The sequence below is a fragment of the Neobacillus sp. FW104-15D2 genome, assembly GCF_058790155.1.
This window is the reverse complement of record NZ_JBYTCJ010000016.1, coordinates 44,024-67,982: the sequence shown is the minus strand read 5'-3', so window position 1 is coordinate 67,982 and position 23,959 is coordinate 44,024. Positions and strand designations below refer to the sequence as shown.

26 protein-coding genes are annotated in these 23,959 nt (G+C 37.7%); 22 read left to right on the top strand and 4 right to left on the bottom strand.

Annotation, left to right across the window (positions count from 1 at the left end; translation table 11 throughout):
* The first annotated feature begins 170 nt into the window (after positions 1–170).
* From AC3WR0_RS13960 to AC3WR0_RS13940, 5 genes are all read left to right on the top strand, one after another.
* Positions 171–614 (top strand): MarR family winged helix-turn-helix transcriptional regulator, encoded by a 444-nt coding sequence (locus AC3WR0_RS13960; RefSeq protein ID WP_492552884.1) that lies wholly within the window; start codon positions 171–173, stop codon positions 612–614.
* A gap of 6 nt (positions 615–620) precedes the next feature.
* Complete coding sequence (locus AC3WR0_RS13955) at positions 621–1,277, top strand: HlyD family secretion protein (protein ID WP_492552883.1); 657 nt, start codon at positions 621–623, stop codon at positions 1,275–1,277.
* Positions 1,278–1,285: 8 nt separating this feature from the next.
* Positions 1,286–3,115, top strand: a complete 1,830-nt coding sequence (locus AC3WR0_RS13950) for a DHA2 family efflux MFS transporter permease subunit (RefSeq protein WP_492552882.1) — start codon at positions 1,286–1,288, stop codon at positions 3,113–3,115.
* A 311-nt stretch (positions 3,116–3,426) separates the two neighbouring features.
* Positions 3,427–4,317, top strand: a complete 891-nt coding sequence (locus AC3WR0_RS13945; protein WP_492552922.1) for a YitT family protein — start codon at positions 3,427–3,429, stop codon at positions 4,315–4,317.
* Positions 4,318–4,448: 131 nt separating this feature from the next.
* A complete protein-coding gene (locus AC3WR0_RS13940) occupies positions 4,449–5,024 on the top strand; it encodes a DJ-1/PfpI family protein (RefSeq protein ID WP_492552881.1) in 576 nt (191 codons plus the stop codon).
* A 171-nt stretch (positions 5,025–5,195) separates the two neighbouring features.
* Here AC3WR0_RS13940 and AC3WR0_RS13935 read toward each other — a convergent pair whose 3' ends face one another.
* On the bottom strand, positions 5,196–5,447 hold the full coding sequence (locus tag AC3WR0_RS13935; protein WP_492552880.1) for a sigma-G-dependent sporulation-specific acid-soluble spore protein CsgA: 252 nt from the start codon (positions 5,445–5,447) through the stop codon (positions 5,196–5,198).
* A gap of 224 nt (positions 5,448–5,671) precedes the next feature.
* Between AC3WR0_RS13935 and AC3WR0_RS13930 the strand changes: the two genes are divergently transcribed.
* The 9 genes from AC3WR0_RS13930 to mug all read left to right on the top strand — a co-directional run bounded on the left by AC3WR0_RS13930 (position 5,672) and on the right by mug (position 13,287).
* The gene (locus AC3WR0_RS13930) at positions 5,672–6,322 is read left to right on the top strand and encodes a GDSL-type esterase/lipase family protein (RefSeq protein WP_492552879.1); all 651 of its coding nucleotides are present in this window, start codon (positions 5,672–5,674) and stop codon (positions 6,320–6,322) included.
* Between the two features lie 299 nt (positions 6,323–6,621).
* On the top strand, positions 6,622–7,113 hold the full coding sequence (pssA, locus tag AC3WR0_RS13925; RefSeq protein ID WP_492552878.1) for a CDP-diacylglycerol--serine O-phosphatidyltransferase: 492 nt from the start codon (positions 6,622–6,624) through the stop codon (positions 7,111–7,113).
* A 355-nt stretch (positions 7,114–7,468) separates the two neighbouring features.
* Positions 7,469–7,660, top strand: coding sequence for a hypothetical protein (locus AC3WR0_RS13920; protein WP_166023206.1), 192 nt, complete (start codon positions 7,469–7,471; stop codon positions 7,658–7,660).
* 397 nt (positions 7,661–8,057) lie between these two features.
* Complete coding sequence (locus AC3WR0_RS13915) at positions 8,058–8,486, top strand: cell wall hydrolase (protein ID WP_492552877.1); 429 nt, start codon at positions 8,058–8,060, stop codon at positions 8,484–8,486.
* A gap of 135 nt (positions 8,487–8,621) precedes the next feature.
* Positions 8,622–9,164 carry a DUF2179 domain-containing protein gene (locus AC3WR0_RS13910; RefSeq protein WP_492552876.1) on the top strand — a complete coding sequence of 181 codons (543 nt, stop codon included), beginning with the start codon at positions 8,622–8,624 and terminating at the stop codon, positions 9,162–9,164.
* A 419-nt stretch (positions 9,165–9,583) separates the two neighbouring features.
* Positions 9,584–10,732: an ABC transporter ATP-binding protein gene (locus AC3WR0_RS13905; RefSeq protein WP_492552875.1), complete on the top strand. Its 1,149-nt coding sequence runs from the start codon at positions 9,584–9,586 to the stop codon at positions 10,730–10,732.
* The gene (locus AC3WR0_RS13900) at positions 10,725–12,275 is read left to right on the top strand and encodes a glycine betaine ABC transporter substrate-binding protein (RefSeq protein WP_492552874.1); all 1,551 of its coding nucleotides are present in this window, start codon (positions 10,725–10,727) and stop codon (positions 12,273–12,275) included. Before AC3WR0_RS13905 ends, AC3WR0_RS13900 begins: the two co-directional genes overlap by 8 nt.
* Positions 12,276–12,360: 85 nt before the next feature.
* A complete protein-coding gene (locus AC3WR0_RS13895) occupies positions 12,361–12,771 on the top strand; it encodes a hypothetical protein (protein WP_492552873.1) in 411 nt (136 codons plus the stop codon).
* 12 nt (positions 12,772–12,783) lie between these two features.
* Positions 12,784–13,287: a G/U mismatch-specific DNA glycosylase gene (mug, locus tag AC3WR0_RS13890; protein WP_492552872.1), complete on the top strand. Its 504-nt coding sequence runs from the start codon at positions 12,784–12,786 to the stop codon at positions 13,285–13,287.
* Positions 13,288–13,471: 184 nt separating this feature from the next.
* Here the strand turns inward: mug and AC3WR0_RS13885 are convergent, their stop codons facing one another.
* Positions 13,472–14,065 (bottom strand): iron-containing alcohol dehydrogenase, encoded by a 594-nt coding sequence (locus AC3WR0_RS13885; protein WP_492552871.1) that lies wholly within the window; start codon positions 14,063–14,065, stop codon positions 13,472–13,474.
* Positions 14,065–14,715 carry an MtnX-like HAD-IB family phosphatase gene (locus tag AC3WR0_RS13880; protein WP_492552870.1) on the bottom strand — a complete coding sequence of 217 codons (651 nt, stop codon included), beginning with the start codon at positions 14,713–14,715 and terminating at the stop codon, positions 14,065–14,067. The genes AC3WR0_RS13885 and AC3WR0_RS13880 overlap by 1 nt, the downstream gene beginning before the upstream one ends.
* A gap of 312 nt (positions 14,716–15,027) precedes the next feature.
* On the opposite strand from AC3WR0_RS13880, the gene AC3WR0_RS13875 reads away from it, so the two are divergent.
* From AC3WR0_RS13875 to manA, 3 genes are all read left to right on the top strand, one after another.
* The gene (locus tag AC3WR0_RS13875; protein ID WP_492552869.1) at positions 15,028–15,468 is read left to right on the top strand and encodes a peptidylprolyl isomerase; all 441 of its coding nucleotides are present in this window, start codon (positions 15,028–15,030) and stop codon (positions 15,466–15,468) included.
* 233 nt (positions 15,469–15,701) lie between these two features.
* Positions 15,702–16,571 (top strand): ROK family protein, encoded by an 870-nt coding sequence (locus tag AC3WR0_RS13870; RefSeq protein ID WP_492552868.1) that lies wholly within the window; start codon positions 15,702–15,704, stop codon positions 16,569–16,571.
* Between the two features lie 15 nt (positions 16,572–16,586).
* On the top strand, positions 16,587–17,534 hold the full coding sequence (gene manA, locus AC3WR0_RS13865; protein ID WP_492552921.1) for a mannose-6-phosphate isomerase, class I: 948 nt from the start codon (positions 16,587–16,589) through the stop codon (positions 17,532–17,534).
* A 61-nt stretch (positions 17,535–17,595) separates the two neighbouring features.
* Here the strand turns inward: manA and AC3WR0_RS13860 are convergent, their stop codons facing one another.
* Complete coding sequence (locus AC3WR0_RS13860) at positions 17,596–18,654, bottom strand: lactonase family protein (RefSeq protein WP_492552867.1); 1,059 nt, start codon at positions 18,652–18,654, stop codon at positions 17,596–17,598.
* A gap of 189 nt (positions 18,655–18,843) precedes the next feature.
* Here AC3WR0_RS13860 and AC3WR0_RS13855 point away from each other — a divergent pair, with 189 nt between their 5' ends.
* The 5 genes from AC3WR0_RS13855 (at position 18,844) to AC3WR0_RS13835 (ending at position 23,959) form a co-directional block, all read left to right on the top strand.
* A complete protein-coding gene (locus AC3WR0_RS13855; RefSeq protein WP_492552866.1) occupies positions 18,844–19,557 on the top strand; it encodes a GntR family transcriptional regulator in 714 nt (237 codons plus the stop codon).
* A gap of 462 nt (positions 19,558–20,019) precedes the next feature.
* Entirely contained in the window at positions 20,020–20,343 is a 324-nt protein-coding gene (locus tag AC3WR0_RS13850; RefSeq protein WP_492552865.1) for a PTS lactose/cellobiose transporter subunit IIA, read from the top strand.
* Positions 20,344–20,507: 164 nt separating this feature from the next.
* Positions 20,508–21,947 (top strand): glycoside hydrolase family 1 protein, encoded by a 1,440-nt coding sequence (locus AC3WR0_RS13845; protein ID WP_492552864.1) that lies wholly within the window; start codon positions 20,508–20,510, stop codon positions 21,945–21,947.
* Positions 21,948–22,027: 80 nt separating this feature from the next.
* A complete protein-coding gene (locus tag AC3WR0_RS13840; protein ID WP_492552863.1) occupies positions 22,028–22,819 on the top strand; it encodes a Cof-type HAD-IIB family hydrolase in 792 nt (263 codons plus the stop codon).
* A gap of 177 nt (positions 22,820–22,996) precedes the next feature.
* Positions 22,997–23,959, top strand: a complete 963-nt coding sequence (locus tag AC3WR0_RS13835) for a 2-hydroxyacid dehydrogenase (protein ID WP_492552862.1) — start codon at positions 22,997–22,999, stop codon at positions 23,957–23,959.

Below are 23,959 nucleotides of genomic sequence, written 5' to 3'. Positions count from 1 at the left end.
CATTTTTTGGGTTTTCCATCAATAAGTGGGGAATATTAAATATCGTTATATGAGTTTATTTGTTGACACAACCTTTTGGCTATAGTTATAATACTTTCTTGTAAACCGTTTATTTCGTATGCGAAATGTTCGGATGTGTAATATAATCATACGAAAGAAGGGAGGCAGGCATGTACGCTTTTAATAACGAAATATTGGAATCATTTTCAGAATTAAACAGAGAGATTTATAAGCTGGTTAAAAAAGATGCAGACAGGGTTGGACTTACTGTTGTTCAATTAAAAACTCTTTATAGACTGCTGGATAATCCGGATAGCAGTTTAAGTGATTTAGCTGAAAAATTACGGCTGACAAACAGTACTGTTAGTGGAGTAATTGACAGGCTTGTCCAGCATGGGCTGGTCGACAGAGTTGTTCCGCCGGAGAACCGGAGGGCCGTTTCCATACATTTGACTAAAAAAGGGGAAGAAATTATCGAATCAGTATTATCATCCCCTGAATCTCTTATAATTCAAAGAATCAACAGTGTTATGGCACTGCCTGAGGAAGAAATCAAAAACTTATTAAGATTGCACGCATTGGTGCGGTCTAGGCTATCGATGGAGGAGGAATAACAACAGATGAATGCAAGAAGACTGGTTCTTTTAAACGTTATTTTATTAATCATTTTGGTAGGCGGTGGATTAGCTGCTTATTCCTATTACAATCGTACTGTGAACTATTTAAGTACAGATAACGCACAGATCTCAGGACAGCAAGTGACCATTGCTTCCCCGGCAAACGGCAGACTGATCGACTGGACAGGAAAAGTTGGGGAAAAGTTCAGCAAGAATGATGAAATTGGCTCAGTTATGGCGGCTGGTACAGGTACGGCTTCACCTTCAGAAATAAAAATTACTGTGCCTCAAAATGGAACAGTAGTGCAAAGTAATGCTGTAAAGGATTCTTTTGTGGGCGCAGGAACTCCGCTCGCGCAGATGTATGATCTCGACAACTTATGGGTTACTGCAAATATAGAAGAAACAAATATTAATGATCTTGAAGTTGGCCAGGATGTAGATATTTATGTTGATGCATTTCCTAACAATGATTTAAATGGAAAAATCGAAAAGATTGGCCTTGCAACTTCAGGTACGTTCTCTTTACTTCCGAATACAAATACATCTGGAAATTATACAAAGGTTACTCAGGTAATTCCTGTTAGAATTTCAATTGATAATTACAAAGGACTTGAACTTGTTCCTGGAATGAACGTGACAGTGAGAATTCATAAGTAGGTGATAAAATGGCAATTACTATCACGGTTTACGTTCTAATATGCCTTGCGCTGCTGGCTTTTTTGAATATCAGGCTAGTAAAGAGGAGAAGCAGATTAGAGAGGGAGGAAAGAAGGAAGCCATTCTTATCCTCTGACCCCACATTGGAATCAGAAATTTCTAATGACAATAATACTCTTAACGACCAAGTTGACGAGATGCTTGAAAATTCAGCGGTCACTGAACCAGCACTTGAATATGTTGAATCAAGGGCAGAACTAAAAGAAGCTGAATTAGGCAGAAATACGAAAACACGCCGTGATCGGGGAAATGAGACAGGAGATAACAGCGGAAACGGCAAAATACTTGCTGCTTTAATGCTTGGAGCTTTTGTTGCTATCCTGAATCAGACATTGCTTAACGTAGCAATTCCCCATATAATGGCAGATCTAAATATTTCTGCGAATACTGTTCAATGGCTTTCTACCGGATATATGCTCGTGAATGGAATATTTATTCCTGTAACAGCCTACTTAATCGAAAAATTCGGTACTAGAAAGTTGTTCCTAACTTCGGTGTTACTGTTTACGATTGGATCTATTGTTTGTTCAGTCTCGGCCAATTTTACAATGTTAATGGCAGGACGGGTAGTTCAAGCAGCTGGTGCCGGAATTATAATGCCACTTTTAATGACGGTCTTCTTTACCATCTTTCCACCTGAAAAGCGGGGAAAGGCTATGGGAATTATGGGCATTGTAATGATTTTTGCTCCTGCCATCGGTCCTACACTTTCAGGATGGATTGTAGAGCATTATTCATGGAGACTTCTTTTTGATGTTGTCATTCCTATTGGAATCTTAGATTTAATACTCAGTTACATGTGGATGCGGGATGTCACAGAAGTTACCAATCCAAAATTTGATTTTCCGGGTGTGCTTTTTTCAACACTGGGTTTCGGTTTTCTGCTTTACGGTTTTAGTGAGGCTGGAAATAATGGCTGGTCCAGTACAATAGTAGTGACTTCGCTCGTTATCGGTATCGTTTCTTTAATCGCTTTTACTTTCCGTGAGCTTACAACTGATAAACCAATGCTGGAGCTCCGGGTATTTAAATATGACATTTTCGCTTTAACGACGATTATAAGTATGATTATTAATATGGCAATGTTTGGCGCAATGATTTTGCTGCCAATCTACCTTCAGAATATAAGAGGATTCTCTGCATTTCAATCAGGTCTTTTGCTTTTGCCTGGTGCAATTGTAATGGGAATCATGTCTCCTATAGCTGGGGCGCTTTTCGATAAAGTTGGTGCAAGATGGCTGGCTGTAGTTGGTTTAACCATTACTGTTATCACAACCTGGCAGTTCAGCCACCTGTCTATGTCTAGCACATTCAGCCATATTTTATTGCTTTACGTTATGCGTATGTTTGGAATGTCCTTTTTGATGATGACGGTAATGACTGAAGGTTTGAATCAGCTTCCGCGTCATCTTGCTTCACACGGAACAGCCGCATCAAATACTGCCAGACAGGTTGCAGGGAGTATTGGTACCGCGTTTCTTGTAACGGTCATGACGACAAGAAGTGGAGCTCATTATGGAGGATACCTTAATACGATTACAACAGGTAATCCATTTATTGGCAGCAGGATGGCAGAAGTTGGCCAGGGGCTTGCAGCCATGGCTCATGTGCCGTCAGCTGCAGGAAATAGCCTTGCCGTTCTAACACTATACGGACAAACCATGAAACAGGCAACAATAGACGGGATTAACGATTCATTTATTGTTGCAACAGGAATAGCCTTTGTTGCGTTAATCCTCGCCTTTTTTATTAAAAGAGCTAAGGTTAAAGAACAATAAAAATAGGGTGTACCGGTGCTATATTCTTAGCGCTGGTACGGCCTATTTTTATTTTAAGCGAACCGTTCGACATTTTTCACTTATATATCCACCTTCAGAGAATATGCCCCAGTTTCCTCAAAGGAACTCCCCACTAAACATATCTTTGCCCCACGTGCTAGTGCATGACTTACTAGGAGCCTCAAAGTGATTCCCTTCAAGCATAGGAATTGTGTTTTCTAAAAGCAAAGAGTTCAACATTCCTATATCTGTGTATATACTTAGAAAAAGGGTGAAAGGTGTGGGGGTTTTTGAATCAACAAGCTATAGTTATTCCAGATCGGTCAAGGTCTGCTAATAAAAAACAACATAGGAAGCTTTCAAAAACTCAAATATTTCAACGGGCTTTGCTTATAGCTCTGGGAGCCACTTTAATGGGAGTCGGTCTTGAAATTTTTCTTGTCCCCAATAAGGTTATTGACGGAGGAATAACCGGTATATCCATTATGCTGTCATACATAACTGGCTGGAATTTAGGATTATTCATTTTTTTATTAAACATACCTTTCTTCTTTATTGGATATAAACAAATTGGAAAAACCTTTGCTTTTTCCACCCTATTCGGAATTTTAATTTTATCGCTTGTTACCGCACTTCTTCATCCTGTACCAGCCTTAACCGAGGATATTCTGCTCGCTTCAGTATTTGGAGGAATTATTTTGGGGATTGGTGTGGGTATAGTTATTCGTTATGGAGGATCATTGGATGGAACAGAGATTCTTGCTATTCTTTCGGAAAAAAAACTGCCGTTTTCCGTTGGGGAAATAATTATGTTTTTTAATTTATTTATTTTAGGTACTGCAGGTTTCGTCTTCACCTGGGACCGGGCAATGTATTCTCTAATTGCTTATTATGTAGCTTTTAAAACAATTGATATTACCATTACAGGACTAGATGAGTCCAAATCCGCATGGATTATTAGCGATAATGCTCATCAAATTGGCGAGGCTATACTTAACCGTCTGGGCAGAGGAGTTACTTATATTAATGGGGAAGGGGCCTATTCGGGGGACGATAAAAAGGTGATCTTTTGCGTTGTAAATCGTCTGGAAGAAGCAAAATTAAAAGAAATTGTTTCCGAAAATGACCCCTCTGCTTTTTTAGCAGTTTCCGATATAGCTGAAGTAAGGGGAGGGCGATTTAAAAAAAGAGACATACATTAGAGCTAGTTAGTTGGCAGATGAATAATCGGAAAATAGGGACAGTTTTCCGTGATCATCTTTTTCAAAGTTTTGAATAAATTTGATGGTGAAATTTCTAGTGTTAACCTTATTTTTGGAAGGATGCAGGGAAGATGAAAATGAAAAAAGCATTGGTATTAATTTATGACACATTTGCAGAATTTGAGATTAGTATACTCCTAACTTGTGTAAATTCGCCAGAATTTCAAGTGAAAACAGTTAGTGTTAATCCAGAGGGTAAACCTGTAACATCAGCAGGCGGAATGAAATATACTGCTCATTTGAATTTGGAGAAGGTGAATCCAAAGGAATATGAGATTCTTATTATTCCTGGAGGTAATCCTTTCCCTCTCCTTAAAAACCAGCAGTTAACGAAAATTATAAGAGAATTTTACGATCTAAAAAAACTAATAGCCGCTATTTGTGCAGGCCCCTCCTTGTTATCTTCAGCGGGTATTCTCGAAAATATAAAGTATACAACCTCTCTTACCGAGGCGAACGCAGAATATAGCAAGGTAATGGTTTGGGGAAATAAGCAAAAAGACTTTTTGGTTTCAGATAATAGAGTCATTACTGCAACAGGATCTAATTATTTGGATTTTACAGAAGAGGTATTAATTCATTTGGGTATTCATTCTAGAGAAGAAACAAATCCATTGGAATATTTCCGGGTACCATCTGGAACCTGATAGCACGGAATATTAAATGGCGTATATAAGGAAAATATGTCAAAAAATGAAGAAAAAAATTGAAGAAATGAGCGGGTTTTGTCGGTCTATGCGCTTGCCCTGGAAATAATTTTAGGAAACTTTCAAACTAAACAGAAAAAAGATGGCAACTTAGAGCCATCTTTTTTTGCTTTAAAAAAGAAGTTCGAATACTTCATTCAGTTCATATGTTCTTTTTTCATCCTGTTCATCTTTTGCATACTGAATTTCCCTTTTTAGGATTCCATTTAGAAAATCGATTTCTTTTGCAGTTAAATGTCTTACAAAGTCGCCTTCCGAAGCATAGTTATGATTCATAAGTTTATGTAATAGATGCTGGCCTAAAGAATTGTCTTCCGAATAATTCGAAAGGGTTTCCCTCAAGTAGCCGAGTGTTTTATCCATATTGTCACCTTCCTGTTAAACCAGTTTATCGAACATACCTATTTTTATCCTTTTTCCTCTCAATTATTAACCTGCTTTTTAATTCTCGGCTATAGACCTCCGATTCATTCGAAACCCTTAGCTTTTTTTCGCTCAAGTCTTAGAAATAATAAATCACCGAAGTAATAGCACAATCGCCTATTTTAGAATATTTTATTGTAGAGGTTAGGGGAGGTGGGGAAATAGTGAGTTATTTATATGTAGCTCTCGGTGATTCTTTATCGGCAGGAGTCGGAACATCTTTATTTTCGCCGGGGTTCGTACAAAGATATAAAAGAATGGCTGAATATGTTTTGGAGGAACCTGTATTTTTAAGGGTATTCGCTTATCCAGGATATAAAACTGCAGCCATTTTAAAAGAAATGAAGAAGAATTACATTAAGGAATCAATTATAGAAGCAGATATCATCACAATCACAGCTGGTGGAAATGATCTTATTTTTGCAGCAAGGCAATATCTTACAGACAAAAATGAAGATGATTTTAAAAAGGCATTGAAATTAGGCATCAGTAATATGACGAAAATACTTGATACCATTCATAATTGGAAAAAAGAAGCTGATCGTCCATATATCATTCGCATGGTGAATTTATATAATCCAATTCCAAAAGAAGAAATAGCGGCTAAGTGGGTAGGAGAATTTAATAAACACTTAAAGACACTTGCTATTTTAGAACATGTTCGAATTGCAGACATCCAAAAAGCATTTAAGGGTTACGAAAGTGATTTTTTATCCATTGATGGCATCCATCCTAATGACATGGGATATGACCGTATTGCAGAGCTCTTAAATAGGCTTGGATATAAAGAACTTCGAGACACTGAAGAGGAATAGATGAGGGTACAACCTGTACCCTCTTTCTATTTTCAAAAGGATATGTTAAAAACTCATGGTTGATTTGGCTCAAAGTTTGTTGGAAGCTAGGGGTGCGAGATTCAACAGATCTAGGGAGAGACCATTCAAACGCCCATCGCCGCGGAAGCTCCGAACCGTTTATGGGAAGAGACCTTTTAGAAATCACAAGACCATTTAACAAATAATAACAAAAATAAAATAGCTCATTTCAGCATACTGCTGAACTTAAAGCAGAAAATAAAATGACTAGAAAGACTTTAAGAAAAGGTGGAAGAAAGTTGCCAATACAAGTAGTGAAAACAGTACCGAATTGGTTTACAATTGGGAATTTATTATCAGGAATTTTTTCTATAACTTTAATTATGAACGGTTTCTTTCGACTGGCAGCAGTTTTTATTTTCTTCTCAGCGTTTTTAGACCTTTTTGATGGACGAATAGCGAGAAAACTAAAAGTGAATAGTGAAATAGGTGTTGAATTGGATTCGCTTGCAGACATTGTAAGTTTTGGTGTAGCACCTGCCATCCTGTTTCATACTCTTTCTGATGGATCATGGATATCCTCAATTGCCTTTATGTTTTTTCCAGCCATGGGAGCCTTAAGACTCGCAAAATTCAGTGTAAAACCAACTGTAGGCTACTTTTGTGGAATACCCATAACATTAGCAGGGTTAATAATGGCAGGAATGGGACTGTTTTTATATAGCAACCCTTATATTACCTTGCTTCTGGCAGGATTAATGGTAAGTCCGATAAGAATCAAAAAATTTTAAGAAAGCTTTAGTTTACTGGCCATAAAAGGACTGCCTATAGAGGTAGTCTTTTTGTTTTAAAAAAATGGCGCTTTCCTAAGAGAATGTGCAATTTGAAGAGACTGTTGCAATAATAAGCGAGACTCCTCGAAAATGCCTTCACCTTTCTTCTTTCGGAGATGATTCACCGATACAATCTCAACGTCCTGTTGGAAAAGTAAGCCAGACTCGCAGATTGCCCGCGGAAAGCGAGCGCCGTGAGCGAAAATAATCAATCCAGTTTAACGATTCAAAAAAGAAGGTATTTAAAAATAGATAGCGAATAGTTATCAAATAGCTAGCAAATTCCTATCAACATGACCAGGAGGAAAAGAACATGCAAGAGGAAAACAGAATTCAACTAAACGTAAGAATTAAAAAGGAAACCTCTAATAAGCTGGACGAAATTGTCCAATATTATCAGGATAATACGAAACTTGGCAGAATATATAAAAGTGATGTGTTAACCGATATTATTGAAAAATCTTATGAAGTTATGAATAAACAGAAAAAAGTGAATCGCAGATAATACTGGGGGAAACTATGGATGTTTAAAATCGACATGGAAACACGAACAGCTTTCATCCATTAGGCAGGTAAACAAGCAACCTTTTGGGCGTGAAGGGAAGTAAATTTTGTTGAAACAATCAGAATTTCTGAATTTTTCAATACCGGTATATCTCTTGTTGCTTAGATGTGAAGATGTTTTCATGGCTATAGAATTAAGGAAAGATACATTAAAGATATTACCGGACGGGTCTATTATCCAGAAACCTTTAATAATGAATAACTAATTTGGAAACACAATGTGTTTCTTTTTTATGGAGTAATTCTGCTTCAGCATTTTAAAGTCAAATGAAATTATTCCGGAACATTCCCAGTGTATCAAAAATAAGATAGTGAAGAGATACACTGGAGGTGATGCAATGGCAGTCGTAAGAGCCAGACAATCCGATATTGATTTATTGGCACGTTTATTAAGAGCGGAAGCTGAAGGCGAAGGAATCCAGGGGATGATGGCCGTAGGAAATGTTGGCATCAACAGAATAAGGGCCAATTGTTCTGATTTTAAAGGGTTAAGAACAATTCCTCAAATGGTATACCAAGCACATGCATTTGAAGCTGTTACACATGGTTATTTTTATCAAAAGCCAAGGGAGCAAGAAAGAAGACTAGCCCGAAAAGCAATAAACGGGCAAAGAATTTGGCCAGCTAAATATAGTTTATGGTACTTTAGGCCACAAGGGGAATGTCCATCAACTTGGTATGATCAGCCATTTGTTGGGAGATATAAACTTCATTGTTTTTATGAACCAACCGGAGAAGAATGTCAAAACGTTTATAGTACTTTTTAAAAGGGAAAAGGAGCCAGGATATAGGCTCCTTTTATTAGTGTTTTTTCAGGTAACATATTTTAAGGAATTTAATACAAAGGGTGCCCTAATTATGCTATTATTGCAGAATAGTTTAATTTAAAGGGGGATACGAAAATGCTCGAAGCCCTTCTCATTTTTGCGCTTCAAATTATCTATGTACCGGTATTAACTCTTAGAACCATCCTGCTTGTAAAAAATCAAACCAAATCAGCAGCTAGTGCAGGACTTTTCGAAGGCATCATTTATATTATTAGCTTGGGAATTGTCTTCAAAGATCTATCCAACTGGCTGAATATCGCAGCTTATGTACTGGGTTTCAGTGCGGGGCTTTTGCTTGGGGGCTACATTGAAAGGAAACTTGCCTTTGGTTATGTTACATACAATGTAAGCCTTCTTGAGCGGAGTGATAAATTGGTTGAAACCCTCAGGGAAGCAGGTTTTGGTGTAACTGTATTTGTAGGTGAAGGCATAAATTCCAATCGGATCCGCCTGGATGTTGTTGCAAAAAGATCAAGAGAAAAGGAATTTTTAAAAATTATAAATGAAATTGCGCCTAAAGCCTTTTTGGTGTCTTTTGAAATACGCTCATTCCAAGGTGGTTATATGACCACTCGAATGAAGAAAAAAGCAAAAAAATACCAAGAATCCGGTTCATAAACCGGGTTCTTTTTTTTGATTAAATTTAAATAACACTCAATCGTTGATATTTCTAATCGGGCTTTAGCCCCCAGCGAGTGTTCATTACTGGCAAGCTTCGTTGAATATCTTACACATATATGATCGGCAGCTAGTGTCCCAACCACTCCTTCTCACATAAGTCAACATTGAATTGCTAGGCACCTCGTGTTTCCTTTATCACAGTCGAAGCGGAGGCACATAGGATGCGGATCAGAAAGACATTTCCACGAAACTGGGCGACCTTAGTCTTTCTGCAAATGGCCATACGTCGCATAGTGCGTGCTTACGCTTTTTAAGTTGGAAAATTATTCTTGTAAAATGTTTGCTAACTTGCTTGATAAGGGTATAAGTTATTAGCTTTATTTCAAGATAAAGAAAAAGAGAAGTGAGGGGAAAAGATGATTACCTTTGAGCATGTTACAAAAAAGTATCCAAATGGCCTGGAAGTCTTAAAGGATATAAATTTCCATATTAATAAAGGCGAGTTCATTGCTCTAATAGGGCCAAGCGGCAGCGGTAAAACGACGACAATGAAAATGATCAACCGCCTTATCGAACCTACTAATGGAAAAATTCTAATAAATGGGGAGGATATTTCTAAACAGCACCCTGTAAAGCTGCGAAGGAATATCGGTTATGTGATTCAGCAAATCGGTTTGCTGCCTCATATGACAATCGGGGATAATATTTCCCTTGTTCCTAGACTCAAGGGCTGGGAGAAAAATCAATATGATAAAAAAGTAGATGAGCTGCTGGATTTGGTGGGATTAGATCCAAAAACATTCCGGGATCGGTATCCTGCGGAGTTGAGTGGCGGTCAGCAGCAGAGAGTGGGTGTTGTCAGGGCGCTTGCCGGAGAGCCGCCCATTATCCTGATGGACGAGCCATTTAGTGCACTCGACCCAATAAGCCGGGAGCAGCTGCAGGATGAAATGGTTAAATTGCAGGAAACAATTAAAAAGACAATTGTGTTTGTTACTCATGACATGGACGAGGCAATCAAAATAGCAGATAAAATTGCCATTATGAATGAAGGAAGAATTGTTCAGTTCGATACACCTGAACGAATTCTTCGGCATCCTGCTGACGATTTTGTCAGAGGCTTTATCGGTGAAAAAAGGCTGGAAAATGGAGTTTTAGATATACCGACAGCAGAGGATCTTATGATAAGCAAGCTTGTTACAGCACGTCCTGGCCGAGGTCTTGCAGAAGCTTTGAAAATTATGAGAAGCTCACGGGTTGATAGCCTTCTTGTAACAGATAACGAACACAGACTTCTTGGAATTGCTCCCCTTGAAACAGTCCAAAGATATTTTGGAGAAGAAGATAAAACCCTTAGAGATATTATTAACACAAATTATAGTACAGTCGAACGAAGTACCCCTTATACAGAAGTTGCGGAGATTTTTGCTATGGAAGGTTCCACATTCATCCCTGTCCTTGAAAATGGAAAGCTTTCGGGACTTATTACGCGTGCGACAATGATGCGAGGTCTGGCTGGAATTAATACAGAACCTTCACAGAAAGGGGGCCAGATCAATGAATAACTTCTTTTCAACATTAGGTGCAACCTTTCGTGACCGATGGCCTGATATAGTAATTGGCTTAAAAGAACACTTATTTTTATCGCTTGTTTCTATTCTTATTGCAACAGCAATTGCAGTGCCACTGGGAATTTATATTTCGAGAAAACGAAGGCTGGCAGAACCGATTATCGGAGTTACATCCATTTTTCAGACAGTTCCAAGTCTTGCCCTATTTGGTTTTCTATTGCCCTTGTTTGGTATAGGTAACACAACTGCGATTATTGCTTTGACCATATATGCGCTTCTTCCTATCTTACGGAATACTTACATTGGTATTACTGGTGTTGATGCTTCAGTTATTGAAGCAGGGCGTGGAATGGGAATGACTAAAAACCAAATCCTCCGGATGATTGAACTGCCATTGGCTTTGCCTATTATTATGGGTGGATTGCGTACAGCAACTGTTTTGACTATAGGAGTGGCCACCTTGGCTGCCTTTATCGGGGCGGGGGGACTTGGGGATTTGATTTACCGCGGATTGTCCACTGCAAGAAACGAATTAGTTCTTGCAGGGGCTATTCCAGCAGCGCTCCTTGCGCTTTTATGTGACTGGATTTTAAAAAGAATCGAAATTGCAACTGATCCAAAAAGCAAAAAAAAGGTTTCCTTAAAGAAGATTGGTTATATTGCACTTCCAGTAGCTGCACTTTTGTTATTCTTTGCCTTTAAGGGTGAAGCGCAGGATGATGCGATAGTAATATCAGGTAAAAAGTGGACGGAACAATACATCCTGCCTCATATTTTAGAAGAATATATTAAAGCTAAAACTGATTACAAGGTTAGAGTGGATGAAGGTATTGGAGAAACTCCCATTTTAACAAAAGCGATTCAAAAAGGTGACATAGATGTTTATGTTGAATATACAGGAACAGGTCTTCTGACGGTTCTGAAGGATAAATATACGCCAGGAATGGACGCAGACCAAATTTATAATAAAGTTAAAACCAGATATGATAAAAAGTACCAGCTCGAATGGCTAAAGCCTTTTGGCTTTGAAAATACGTATGCCATGGCCTTAAATCCTGAAACTTATAAAAAACTAAACATTAAAACTGTTTCTGAACTGGTTTCTCACTCATCTGACCTTGTTTTAGGGGCGCCAACAGATTTTTATGAACGAGAAGACGGTTATCCTGCGCTTTCAAAAACATACGGACTGAATTTTAAAAGCAAAGAAAGCCTTGATGCAAACCTCATGTATACGGCTGTGAAGGAAGGGGATGTTCAGGTTATCCCGGCTTTTACTACTGATGGACGTATTCCGCGTTTCCATCTGGGTGTTTTAAAGGATGATAAAAAGTACTTCCCGCCCTATTATGCAGCACCGATTGTGAGGAAGGATACACTAGAAAAATATCCTAAGCTTGAAAAAGTGCTCAACGAACTGGAAGGCAAAATTACAAATAAAGATATGGCCGAAATGAATGCACGTGTTGATCTTGATAAAGCTGATCCGAAACAGGTTGCACGAGATTTCTTAAAAAAGAAAGGTCTTATAAAGTAAAATTCATCATTTCCGGGAGTATGGATCTCCCGGAATTTTTATTTTTTTATAATTGGAGGTAAACTACTCAAAAAAGGGTGATAGTATGAACCGTGCCGGCCGATATGCAGCTTCTGACCATTCAGATCCGATTGAGCTTCTTCATATTATTTACGAGCTGCCTGAGAAAGACAGAATGCTGATGTGGGTGGAGGGATATATTGATTTAGTTATTGAAAAACTTCCGGATTATGCAAAAGACATTCTCACTTCGAGAAAGGAAAAATGGGAAGATACAAAGGAATATATAAAGGAACAAGTTAGGGAAATAACGGAAACAGAAGATTATAAGGATGCCGAAAAGAAAACAAGAAAAGAGTTTGCTTTATTTGTAATGTCAAATTATCGGGAGTTGCAAAGCCTGTTATTTGCTTCATTTGATGGGAATATAAAAGAAAGTGATATTCGCAGGTATGTTTACAGGCGCCGATTCAGCGGAAGAAATAAGTATAGATAAGAGGTGAGGAAGATGGATTTTATACAGGATCACTTAAAAGATAATTTAAAAATTCTCTTTGTAGGTTTTAATCCCAGCTTACGGTCCGGGGAATCGGGACACCATTATGCCAACCCTAATAATCGATTTTGGAAAATCCTTCATTTATCCGGTTTAACACCAAGAAAGTTTAAGAATGAAGAAGATTATAAACTGCTGGATTTAGGATACGGATTAACCAATATAGTATCTCGTCCCACAAAGGCTGCAGATGAAATTACGAAAGAGGAATATAAAGAGGGAGCAAAAGAACTTCAGGCAAAAATTGAGAGATATAAGCCGATAGTCGTTTGTTATGTGGGGAAGGGTGTGTATCAGGAGTTTACCGGAAATAAAAATGTACCTTGGGGGCCGCAGAAAAATCCAGCAGTTTCTGGGACATTTGATTTTGTAGCACCGTCATCAAGCGGCCTGGTACGAATGAAAGTTGAAGAGGTAGTGGATATTTATAAACAGCTGCTTACGGTATTAACATAATAAATTTTGAAGAAAAATATCTTCTAAAAGAATTTCCATAGCCTTATCTCTATTAGCTTTTTCGTGTAAATAAGTATGTCTTGCTGGTTTAATGCGGGGAGACAGATTGATTGCTTCTGTTAATTCTTCTCTTTTGATCGGAAGAGTTTTAACATAATCAAAGAAACCGGTTCTGGTGAAAATTTTAAAAATTCTTTCTACACGGTGATTTTGTACCTTTGCCCATTTGTTCTTCAAATTCCCAATCATATAAAGCGGTAATATTTGAGACTAGATCACCAATACCTGCCAAAATGAATCTTTCTGGTGCACTCAATAATATGTCTATATCGGCAATAATCCTAAAAGGGACACTTGCGGGTATTGTTTTTTTTTTACCTTCGACCATGAGAGAACAATTTCGGCTGGCAAAACCGTCATTGGATGATGAAGTCGGAATGCTAATAAAAGGCCAATCCCTTGTATGAGCAATATATTTTCCGCAGTCAATGGTTAAGCCGCCACCTACAGCCAGAACGACATCATAATGATCTAAAGAGAAAGCAAGTTTGATTAAATTTTGAACATCCAAATCAGAAGGAAGTGTAAAGAAGTCGGCTTTAATAGCCTTTAGTGATAGAGCGACTCTGTTTTTAAATGAATCAAAGGTAAAATCATCAAAAATAAAAAGAGCTTTTTTGAAGCCATATTTTCTTAAGGCTTCCTCCATTTCGGATATTGCATCATTGTGAATCATAAGGATAGCTGGTATAGGAATATTGATCATTGAGTTTGACATTAGGATATTAGCCCTTTGTCGACAAGATAGGTTTCAACTTCCTTAAAGGAATTAACAGCAATGAAAGGTATGTCTTTTTCAGCCAGCAAATCCTTCAGATCGCTTTTAGCAAAGGTCACATCTGCAAATTCTGCCGGGTGGGAATCCGGCTCGCTGTCCCCAATAAAAAATACTTGCTCGTACTTTTCTTTTAACATCTGGATTACTTTGGATTTATCAATGCCGTAACGCTTAGAATAATAGGGGCTGTTTAAATCCAGTGTCAAGTGGACATTGTTTTCATGAAAAGACCCATTATTAGAAAAAACTTTTACATTCTCAATACCATACTTTTTTAAGGTTTGATATATATAGTAATCAGTACCGGCACTTAGGATATAAAAATCCCCGCCATTTTCCTGAACCTTTTTAATAAGGTATGGAACGTATTCATCAATTGGAATGGTATGAATATCATTGATGATTTGTTCTTCCTTTTGATTAATAGACTTAAAGACAGTCTGCAGAAAGTCAATATCAAGGATTTCTCCTAATTTCCACTGCTTATATAAGTTTTGTCCCTCTGGAAAATACTTTTCAATTACCATCCAGTAAAAATCCTTATTTGAAATAGTTCCATCAAAGTCAGATACAAATGCCCATTTTTTCATAATTATCCTCCAGATATAGGTTACAAAGATTTGTTTACCATTATAACAAGTTGAAAAAGAGTTGCGTAATAATTAGAGGAAAATGAAAAAAACGGCCGGAATGTTGCGCCCGGCCGTTCGGTATGTATGATGCCAGCTAAGCCGGCACCAGCCTCTTCCGTCCGAACTGGTTAAGTGTCCCGCAACAAGCGAATGTTCGGAAGAGGCTTTCTTATTATAACACGAAAAGCAGTTCAAATGCACGCTGCTTTCTTCTGTCAGAAAAAAGTGGTATGATTAGTTGAATTTGTTATTCTAAGGAGATGAAAACTTATGGCTAAAAAAGGATACATATTGATGGAAAACGGCGAAAAGATTGAGGTTGAATTTTTTCCAAATGAAGCTCCAAATACAGTAGCTAATTTTGAAAATCTGGCTAACTCAGGTTTTTATGATGGTGTTGTCTTTCACCGGGTAATCCCAGGCTTCGTATCACAGGGCGGCGATCCAACTGGCACAGGAATGGGTGGAAGCGGCAAAACAATCAAATGTGAAACAGAAGGTAATCCGCATAAACACCTTGCAGGATCTTTATCAATGGCTCACGCAGGAAGAGATACTGGTTCTTCCCAATTTTTTATTGTCCATGCGCCACAGCCACATTTAAATGGAGTTCATACAGTTTTTGGACAAGTAACATCAGGCCTTGAGACTGCTAAGAACATGAGAAACGGCGACAAGATGAAAGAAGTAAGAGTATTTGATGAAGAGTAATCTCATCTAAGAGAGAGTTTAATTACTCTCTCTTTTTTTATTGTTAAGAAACATTAAGAACCTTTTTCCCATCAAGAAAGGGTGCAGATTTCCCTCACTTTTTTGTAAAAGGTAAATACTATTTAAAAACAGTCGTTCTAAGAAATTATACTAATTCTGTTAGACAAAATTACCTGATTTAAGTTAGAATTTTAATAGTAAGGTAAACGATTAAGTAAATGGGAGGAAGGCAAATGTTAGGTGCAATTGAAGCCGGAGGAACTAAGTTTGTTTGTGCTGTTGGTGATAAATCCGGAAAAATACATGAGCGAATCCAAATTCCGACCACAGTTCCTGGGGAAACCATCCCTCAGGTAATTGAATTCTTTAAAAGATTTGAGATTGAGGGAATTGGAATTGGATCATTTGGCCCTATTGACATAAATCAGGATAGTCAAACCTATGGGTACATTACTTCTACACCTAAAACAGCCTGGAAGAATTATCCCTTTGTGCAAGCTATAGAAGAAGCTTTTCGCGTGCCTGTAGGGTTTAATACAGATGTAAATGCAGCTGCGTTAGGGGAAGCAACCTTTGGAGCTGCTAAGGGTCTGGATAGTTGTCTTTACATAACAGTTGGAACAGGAATAGGTGCAGGAGCTGTTGTTCAGGGGAAGCTGCTTCAAGGGCTTTCGCACCCAGAAATGGGACATATTTTGGTGAGGCGGCATCCTGAGGATCTATATAAAGGAAAATGCCCATATCATAACGACTGTTTGGAAGGTCTGGCAGCTGGCCCTGCGATTGAAGAACGCTGGGGAGATAAAGGGATAGATCTGGTAGAACGACAGGACGTTTGGGAAATGGAAGGATATTATATTGCTCAGGCTCTTATGCAGTACATCCTTATCGTTTCTCCCAAAAAAATTATTCTTGGTGGCGGAGTAATGAACCAAAAGCAGGTTTTTTATCCAATTTATAAATTTTTGGAGCAGCTGGTAAATGGCTATGTTAATTTGCCGAAGCTTTCTGAATATATTGTAAGCCCAGGATTAGGAGACCAGGCTGGAATCGTTGGTTCCTTGCTTTTAGCCCAAGAGAAACTTCTTGAGATACATAAATAATTATTAGGGGGATTCATTTTGCAGCCTTTATTTTTAAAACCTGTTTTTAAAGAACGAATTTGGGGCGGAACTGCTCTAAAACAGGAATTCAATTATGATATACCAAATGACCACACAGGTGAATGCTGGGCAATATCTGCTCATCCCAATGGCCCTTCCGTTATTGAAAACGGACCATATGCCGGGCTCACACTGGATAAGCTTTGGAACACGAATCCTGATCTTTTTGGACATCCAAAGGAAGATGTTTTTCCTCTGCTGACAAAAATTCTTGATGCCAACATGGATTTATCTGTTCAAGTTCATCCTGACGATCTTTACGCAAAAGAACATGAAAATGGTGAACTTGGAAAAACAGAATGCTGGTATATCATTGACTGTAAAGAAGATGCGGATATGATTTTTGGCCATACCGCTAAAACAAGGGAAGAGTTAATCGCGCTGACGAGTGAAGGAAAATGGGAAGACCTTCTTCAAAGGGTCAAAATAAAGCCGGGTGATTTTTTCTTTGTTCCGAGCGGTACGATCCATGCGCTATGTGAAGGAACTCTGGTGTTAGAAACACAGCAAAGTTCCGATACAACGTATAGAGTATATGATTATAATCGCAGAGATTCAGAAGGGAACCTTCGAGATCTTCATATTGAACAAGCCATTGAAGTGACAACAGTTCCACACGAGGGAAATGTAAGTTCATCTAAAGTGGAAAAAAAGGACAATGCCACTATCACTACTTATGTAAAGTCTGATTTTTTTTCAGTATATAAATGGGATATAGATGGGAAGGCTTCTTTTGATTTTAATGATAAGTACTTGCTTTTAAGTGTAATTAAAGGTAAAGGGGTACTAATTCATCAGGGAGAAATATATTCAATAACTAAAGGAACACATTTTATCATTCCAGTTGGATTTGGTGAATTTGAGCTCAAGGGCGAGTGTCAGCTGATTGTATCTCATCCATAAAATTAGAAAAGACAGGAGTGGCAATGTTCCCATCCTGTCTTTTTTAATGTTTATATACTTATTAGTAATTTAAAAACTTTACGCAAACAGGATATGGAACAGTTACATCCGATTGCAGCAATGTAAGTTTGCCAGTTTCCGGATCACGGACATAAAGAACAAGATTATGTGATTCCTGATTGGAAGCAACAATAAATCTTTCTGAAGGATCTAAGGTGAAATCTCTTGGCCAGTCTCCTTGGGTTGAAACAAGTTCTACAAATTCAAGTTCTCCGGATTCTCCGGACACCTGGAAAACGGCAATACTGTTATGGCCCCTGTTTCCAGCATAAACAAAGCGGCCATCAGATGAGATATGGATAGCACTACCCTGATTGTTTTCAGTAAAATCAGCTGGCAGTGTAGAAATATATTGTTTTACTTGGAATTGACCGTTCTCTGAGTCATAGTCTAATACAATTACTTCGGAACTAAACTCAGTCATAACGTATGCAATTTTACCATTTGGGTGGAAAGTTATATGGCGTGGACCACTGCCGCCCTTGACCTGAAGCCTGCTCACTTCAGTTAATTTTCCATCCTGATTAAGATCATAGGTTATGATGAAATCAGTTCCTAACTCTACTACTGCAACATATTTCTCGTCAGGAGTGACGCCTGCAAAGTGAGTATGAGGTTTTTCCTGACGTGGATCGGGTCCTGAGCCCTCATGCTTGTTAATTGATACAGCGGAAGAAATTGAACCGCTTTCAGAATCTAATAAATAAGAAACTACTTCACCTTTATGATAATTTGCACTGAAAAGATATTTTGATTTACTATCAAGGCTGACATGACAAGGTGATGCTCCTTCTAAAAGCTGGGAATTGATTCTTGCTAAGTCTCCAGCTTTATTAATACCGTAAGAAGCCACTCCTCCCTGGTCTCCTTCTTTCTCTACCGCATAAAGAAAGCGATTATCACTGCTGATATTAACATATGTAGGATTTTCTAATTCCGCAGCTACATTTACGTCTATTATTTTTTTTGTATCAGTATCCAGTGTAAAAGAATAAACTCCTTTACTTTCACCCTTCGTGTAGGTACCAATATATCCAATGAATTTTGACTCTGAAGTCATTAACCTTTCCTCCTATGGATAAGTTTTTTGTTCGTTTTATTTTATCATATTGCAGTAAGATTATTAATTTTGCTGATTCTCTTTTAAAATGTTATCGCACTATGATAGGGAAAATTTCACTATTTTTCGATAAAATAAGCTATTATTAATATAAATACGATCAATATTTTTGCTTAGGGTGGTCCTTTCATGAACAAATACGAAGCCATTTCGGCTGAAATGAGAAACAGAATTAAAGAAAAAAAATACTCTATCGATCAGCCGATTCCAGATGAAATCTCTCTTGCTAAGGAATTTGGATGCAGCAGAATGACAATGAAAAGAGCGCTCGATATACTGGTAATGGAGGGGCTTTTATATAGAAAGAGAGGCCACGGCACCTTTATTGTTCGGTCTGCCATACAAAATAGCAGAGTTAACGTTGCTAGCAATGAGGCAATGGGTTTAACCAATTTGTTAAAAAATAAAAACATTACAAGCAAAGTCATTAATTTCGAGGTTCAGTTTCCAACGGAAGAAGTTGCCGCTCACCTGGCTATTGATACAAAATCTCCCGTCTATTATCTAATCCGGGTAAGACTTGTTGATGGGGAACCTTATGTTATGGAAAAAACCTATATGCCTACAAAGCTTATACCGGGAATAAATGATGAAATATTAAATGGTTCTATTTATGAACATATAACTGAAAACCTAGGCTTAACCATTGCGGGTTCTCATCGTAAAATCCGGGCCGCAAAACCGGAGGCTTTGGACCAAGAATACCTTGAATGTAAAGAAGACGACCCCATTCTTGAGATTGAACATGTTGGGTTTTTAAATAATGGTGTACCTTTTGAATATTCCTTCTCACGCCATAGATATGATAAGTTTGAAGTCACTACTGTTAATCCAAGGAAATAATTAAGAAGTTTAAATTTATATTAAATAGAAAAGGGGATAGGCGGGCGCTTATCCTTTTTAATAGGAATAATAAATTGGTTTTCAGGTTGTAAATTAAATAGCTGTTATCGATACCAAAAGTCTATACATATAAAAATGAATGTATATAATTATATATAATGACTTCTAAAGAACCACGCAATTTAAGTATTCTTTTATGCGAAGGTTATTTTAAAAGATGTTGTTCCAGTTACTTTCTGAATTCTGGGTATAAGGAGGAAAAAATCCTCTGGTTACTTCCTTCAAATAACCTGGCCAATAGCATTTGCGATATATCTTTCTTTTAACTTTGAAATAAGGATAAAGTTATTGAAGAAAAAGAATTAACTTCTTTTGAAAAGCAATGAAATTATACTGAGTAATTCCCACTTTAGATTTCTATGTGGGTTAATAAAACCATTACTAATAATGGAGGAAAATATAATGGAAAACTTAGAAACAATAATTTTTCAAATCATACTTCATGGAGGAAATGGTAAAAGCTCGGCAATGGAAGCGATTGCTGCTGCTAAGATTGGCAGCTTTGAAGAAGCAAGAGAAAAATTGGCTGAAGCAAACAGCGCTCTTAATGAAGCACATAAAATTCAAACCTCTTTAATCCAAGGAGAAGTAAGAGGAGAAAAAACAGAGGTTTCCTTATTAATGGTTCATGCTCAGGATCACTTAATGAATGCAATTACATTAAAGGATCTTGCATCAGAATTTGTAGATATGTACGAAACTTTTAAAACAGAAGCTTCAAAGTAATAGGAGGATAAGCAAAATTGTCCGCCAAAAAGTTAAAGCGAATATTTATCTATTTTTTAAAAAAAATTAGTAGTTTAATAGTAAATATAAATGGTTCTGTTCCGGTATCTAGTAATAAGCATTCATGCCTATAAATACAAAATTACATTTCGGGAGGAAACGATATGCTACATAAACAACTAGCTCCATTTCCAAAGAACTTTTTATGGGGAGCAGCATCTGCTGCCTACCAGGTAGAAGGTGCCTGGAACGAGGATGGAAAAGGTGTATCTAACTGGGATAAATTTGTTCGAATCCCTGGTAAGACATTCAAGGGAACAACAGGGGATGTTGCTGTAGACCATTACCACCGTTATAAAGAAGATGTTCAGTTGATGGCTGATATGGGAATGAAGGCATACCGTTTCTCAGTAGCATGGACAAGGATTTTCCCAAATGGAAAAGGCGAATTAAACGAAAAAGGTTTAGAATTTTATGACAACCTAATAAATGAGTTAATAAAGCACAATGTGGAGCCAGTTCTTACCCTGTATCACTGGGATTTACCACAGTTTCTTCAGGATGAATATGGTGGCTGGGAATCAAGACAAATTGTTGAAGACTTCACTAACTATAGTGTGGAATTATTTAAACGCTTTGGAGACAGGGTAAAAAACTGGGTAAGCTTAAACGAACAGAATATCTTTACTGCTTTAGGTTATAAAGTGGCTGCACATCCGCCAGGTGTGGTTGATGAAAAGTTGTTTTATCAAGTAAATCACCATGCTAATCTTGCAAACGCGAGTGTTATTAAAGAGTTCCGTAAATATGTCCCAAATGGCAAAATTGGGCCAAGCTTTGCTTATTCTCCTGCATACGCTTTAACCGCTAATCCAATGGATGTTATCGCTGCTGAAAATGCAGAGGAGCTTAACAGCCATTGGTGGATGGATATTTATGCATGGGGACGTTATCCAAAAGCAGCGTGGAACTATCTTGAAAAGAAAGGTGTCGCTCCGAAGATTGAAGAAGGGGACTTTGAATTGTTGCTTGAAGGTAAACCTGACTTTATGGGGCTGAATTATTACCAAACAACAACCTTTGAACAAAACCCATTAGAGGGTGGAGTTGGCGGCAGTGAAATGAACACTTCTGGTAAAAAAGGAACCTCTAAAGACAGCGGTATTCCAGGAGTATTCAAAACAGCGGCAAATCCAAATCTTGAAAGAACAGATTGGGACTGGAATATTGATCCACAGGGGTTAAGAGTTGCTCTCCGCAGAATTACTGATCGGTACAACCTGCCAATCTTAATTAGTGAAAATGGCCTGGGTGCTTTTGATAAGGTCGATGAGGGAGATGTGATAAATGATGATTATCGTATCGACTTTATCCGTGCCCATGTGCAGGCGATGCAAGAAGCAATTTCGGATGGTGTAGATTTAATGGGATATTGTGTTTGGTCCTTTACTGATTTGTTAAGCTGGCTTAACGGGTTCCAAAAGCGTTATGGCTTCGTTTATATTAATCAGCACGAGGAAGGCGAACATGACCTTCGCAGAATAAAGAAAAAAAGCTTTTATTGGTACAAAGAGGTCATCGAGTCTAACGGAGAAAAATTATAAAAATACTTGACTATATTATCACCCTCACATTTAATTGTGTGAGGGGATTTTTATTACTAGACTTGAAAGGGTGGACACAGATGAAAAAACGAATGATTTTTTTCGATATAGACGGAACCTTGTTAAATCATAATAAATCCTTGCCAGCATCAACAAAAAAGGCGATTAGTAGATTAAAAGAATTGGGTCACGAGCTGGCTATTGCTACTGGCAGAGCACCTTTTATGTTTGAAGATTTAAGAAATGAATTGGGAATTCATACCTATGTAAGCTTTAACGGGCAGTATGTTGTATACAATGGAAAACCTGTTTACACCAATCCTTTGGATAAAAAGGAGCTTCTCAGCTTAACTGATTTTGCATTGGAAAGGAATAACCCTTTAATATATGAGTACCATGACAATATGTATTCCAACATTGAGAATCATCCCTATATCAAAGAGGGAATTGGTTCTTTAAAAATTACCCACCAGCCTATTTTTGATCCTAAGTTTTACCGCGAGAATGAGATTTATCAGTCCCTATTGTTTTGTACAGCTGAAGAAGAGGAAGCATACAGAGAAAAATTTTCAAAATTCGAATTTGTAAGATGGCATGAATTTTCGATGGATGTCTTGCCTACAGGCGGTTCCAAAGCAATCGGGATTAAAGCGTTGATTCAAACTTTAGGCATACCAATGGATTATGTATATGCCTTTGGTGATGGCCTGAACGATATTGAAATGCTTACATTTGTAAAAAACAGCGTAGCAATGGGCGATGCGGTTGACCAGGTAAAAAAAGCTGCAAAATATGTTACAAAACCGGTTGATGAGGATGGGATCCTTCGTGGACTGGAGCTAGTAGGTTTGCTGGAAGAAAAAGCTGTGTAATTTATATTTTGGCATGGAGTATAGTTTTAATGACTAGCTCCATTTTTCTTTGCATTTTATTATGAGTTACATAATCAATAATTAAGATTTATTAAGAATCTGAAAGATAGGTCCATTTTCATTGATCTAATTAAATTCAGGGGAGAGCCCAACACTAAAAAGGAGAGTGAAGTTGAAGTGCGGCCAAAAGTATATATTACGAGAAGAATACCTGATGGAATTATCGCGAGAATAGAAAAAGAATGTGAGGTTAGTATGTGGCCAGAAACTGATATTCCTGTCCCTCGGGAAGTATTAGAAAGAGAGATTATTGATGCTGACGGAATTTTTTGCTTATTAACAGAATCAGTTGATAAAGAATTAATAGCAAAAGCTCAGCAGCTTAAAGTAATCAGTAATATGGCTGTTGGATACAACAATATTGATATTGGAGCAGCAAAGGAAAAAGGTATTATAGTAACAAACACACCTGGAGTTTTAACAGAAACGACAGCAGATTTAACTTTTGCTTTAATGATGGCAGCGGCGCGAAGAATTGTAGAATCTTCTGATTATCTCCGGAAGGGTAATTGGAAAACATGGTCACCTATGCAGTTAACTGGTCAGGATATATTCGGAGCAACATTAGGGATTATTGGAATGGGGAGAATAGGAGAGGCGGTAGCTAAAAGAGCCAGTGGTTTTGATATGAACCTTCTTTATTATAACCGCAGCCAAAAGCCATATTTAGAAAAAAAGATGAATATGAAGTTTGTGGGCTTAGATACTCTATTAAAGGAATCTGATTTTGTTTGTATACTCACGCCTTATACTCGTGAGACAAAAAACCTTATAGGCTATAAAGAGTTATTATTAATGAAAAAAACATCTATCCTTATTAATACGGCACGCGGGGGAATCGTAAACGAAGAAGATTTATGCCGCGCATTGAAAGAAGGAGAGATTTGGGCTGCTGGATTGGATGTGTTTGAGTTGGAACCTATTTCTCCTGCAAATCCCTTACTCACACTTCCAAATGTAGTAACCCTTCCTCATATTGGAAGTGCTAGTATAAATACAAGAATGAAAATGGCTGAACTAGCCGCAGACAACCTTTTATTAGCACTAAATAATAAAACACCTCTTTATTTTGTGGATTAA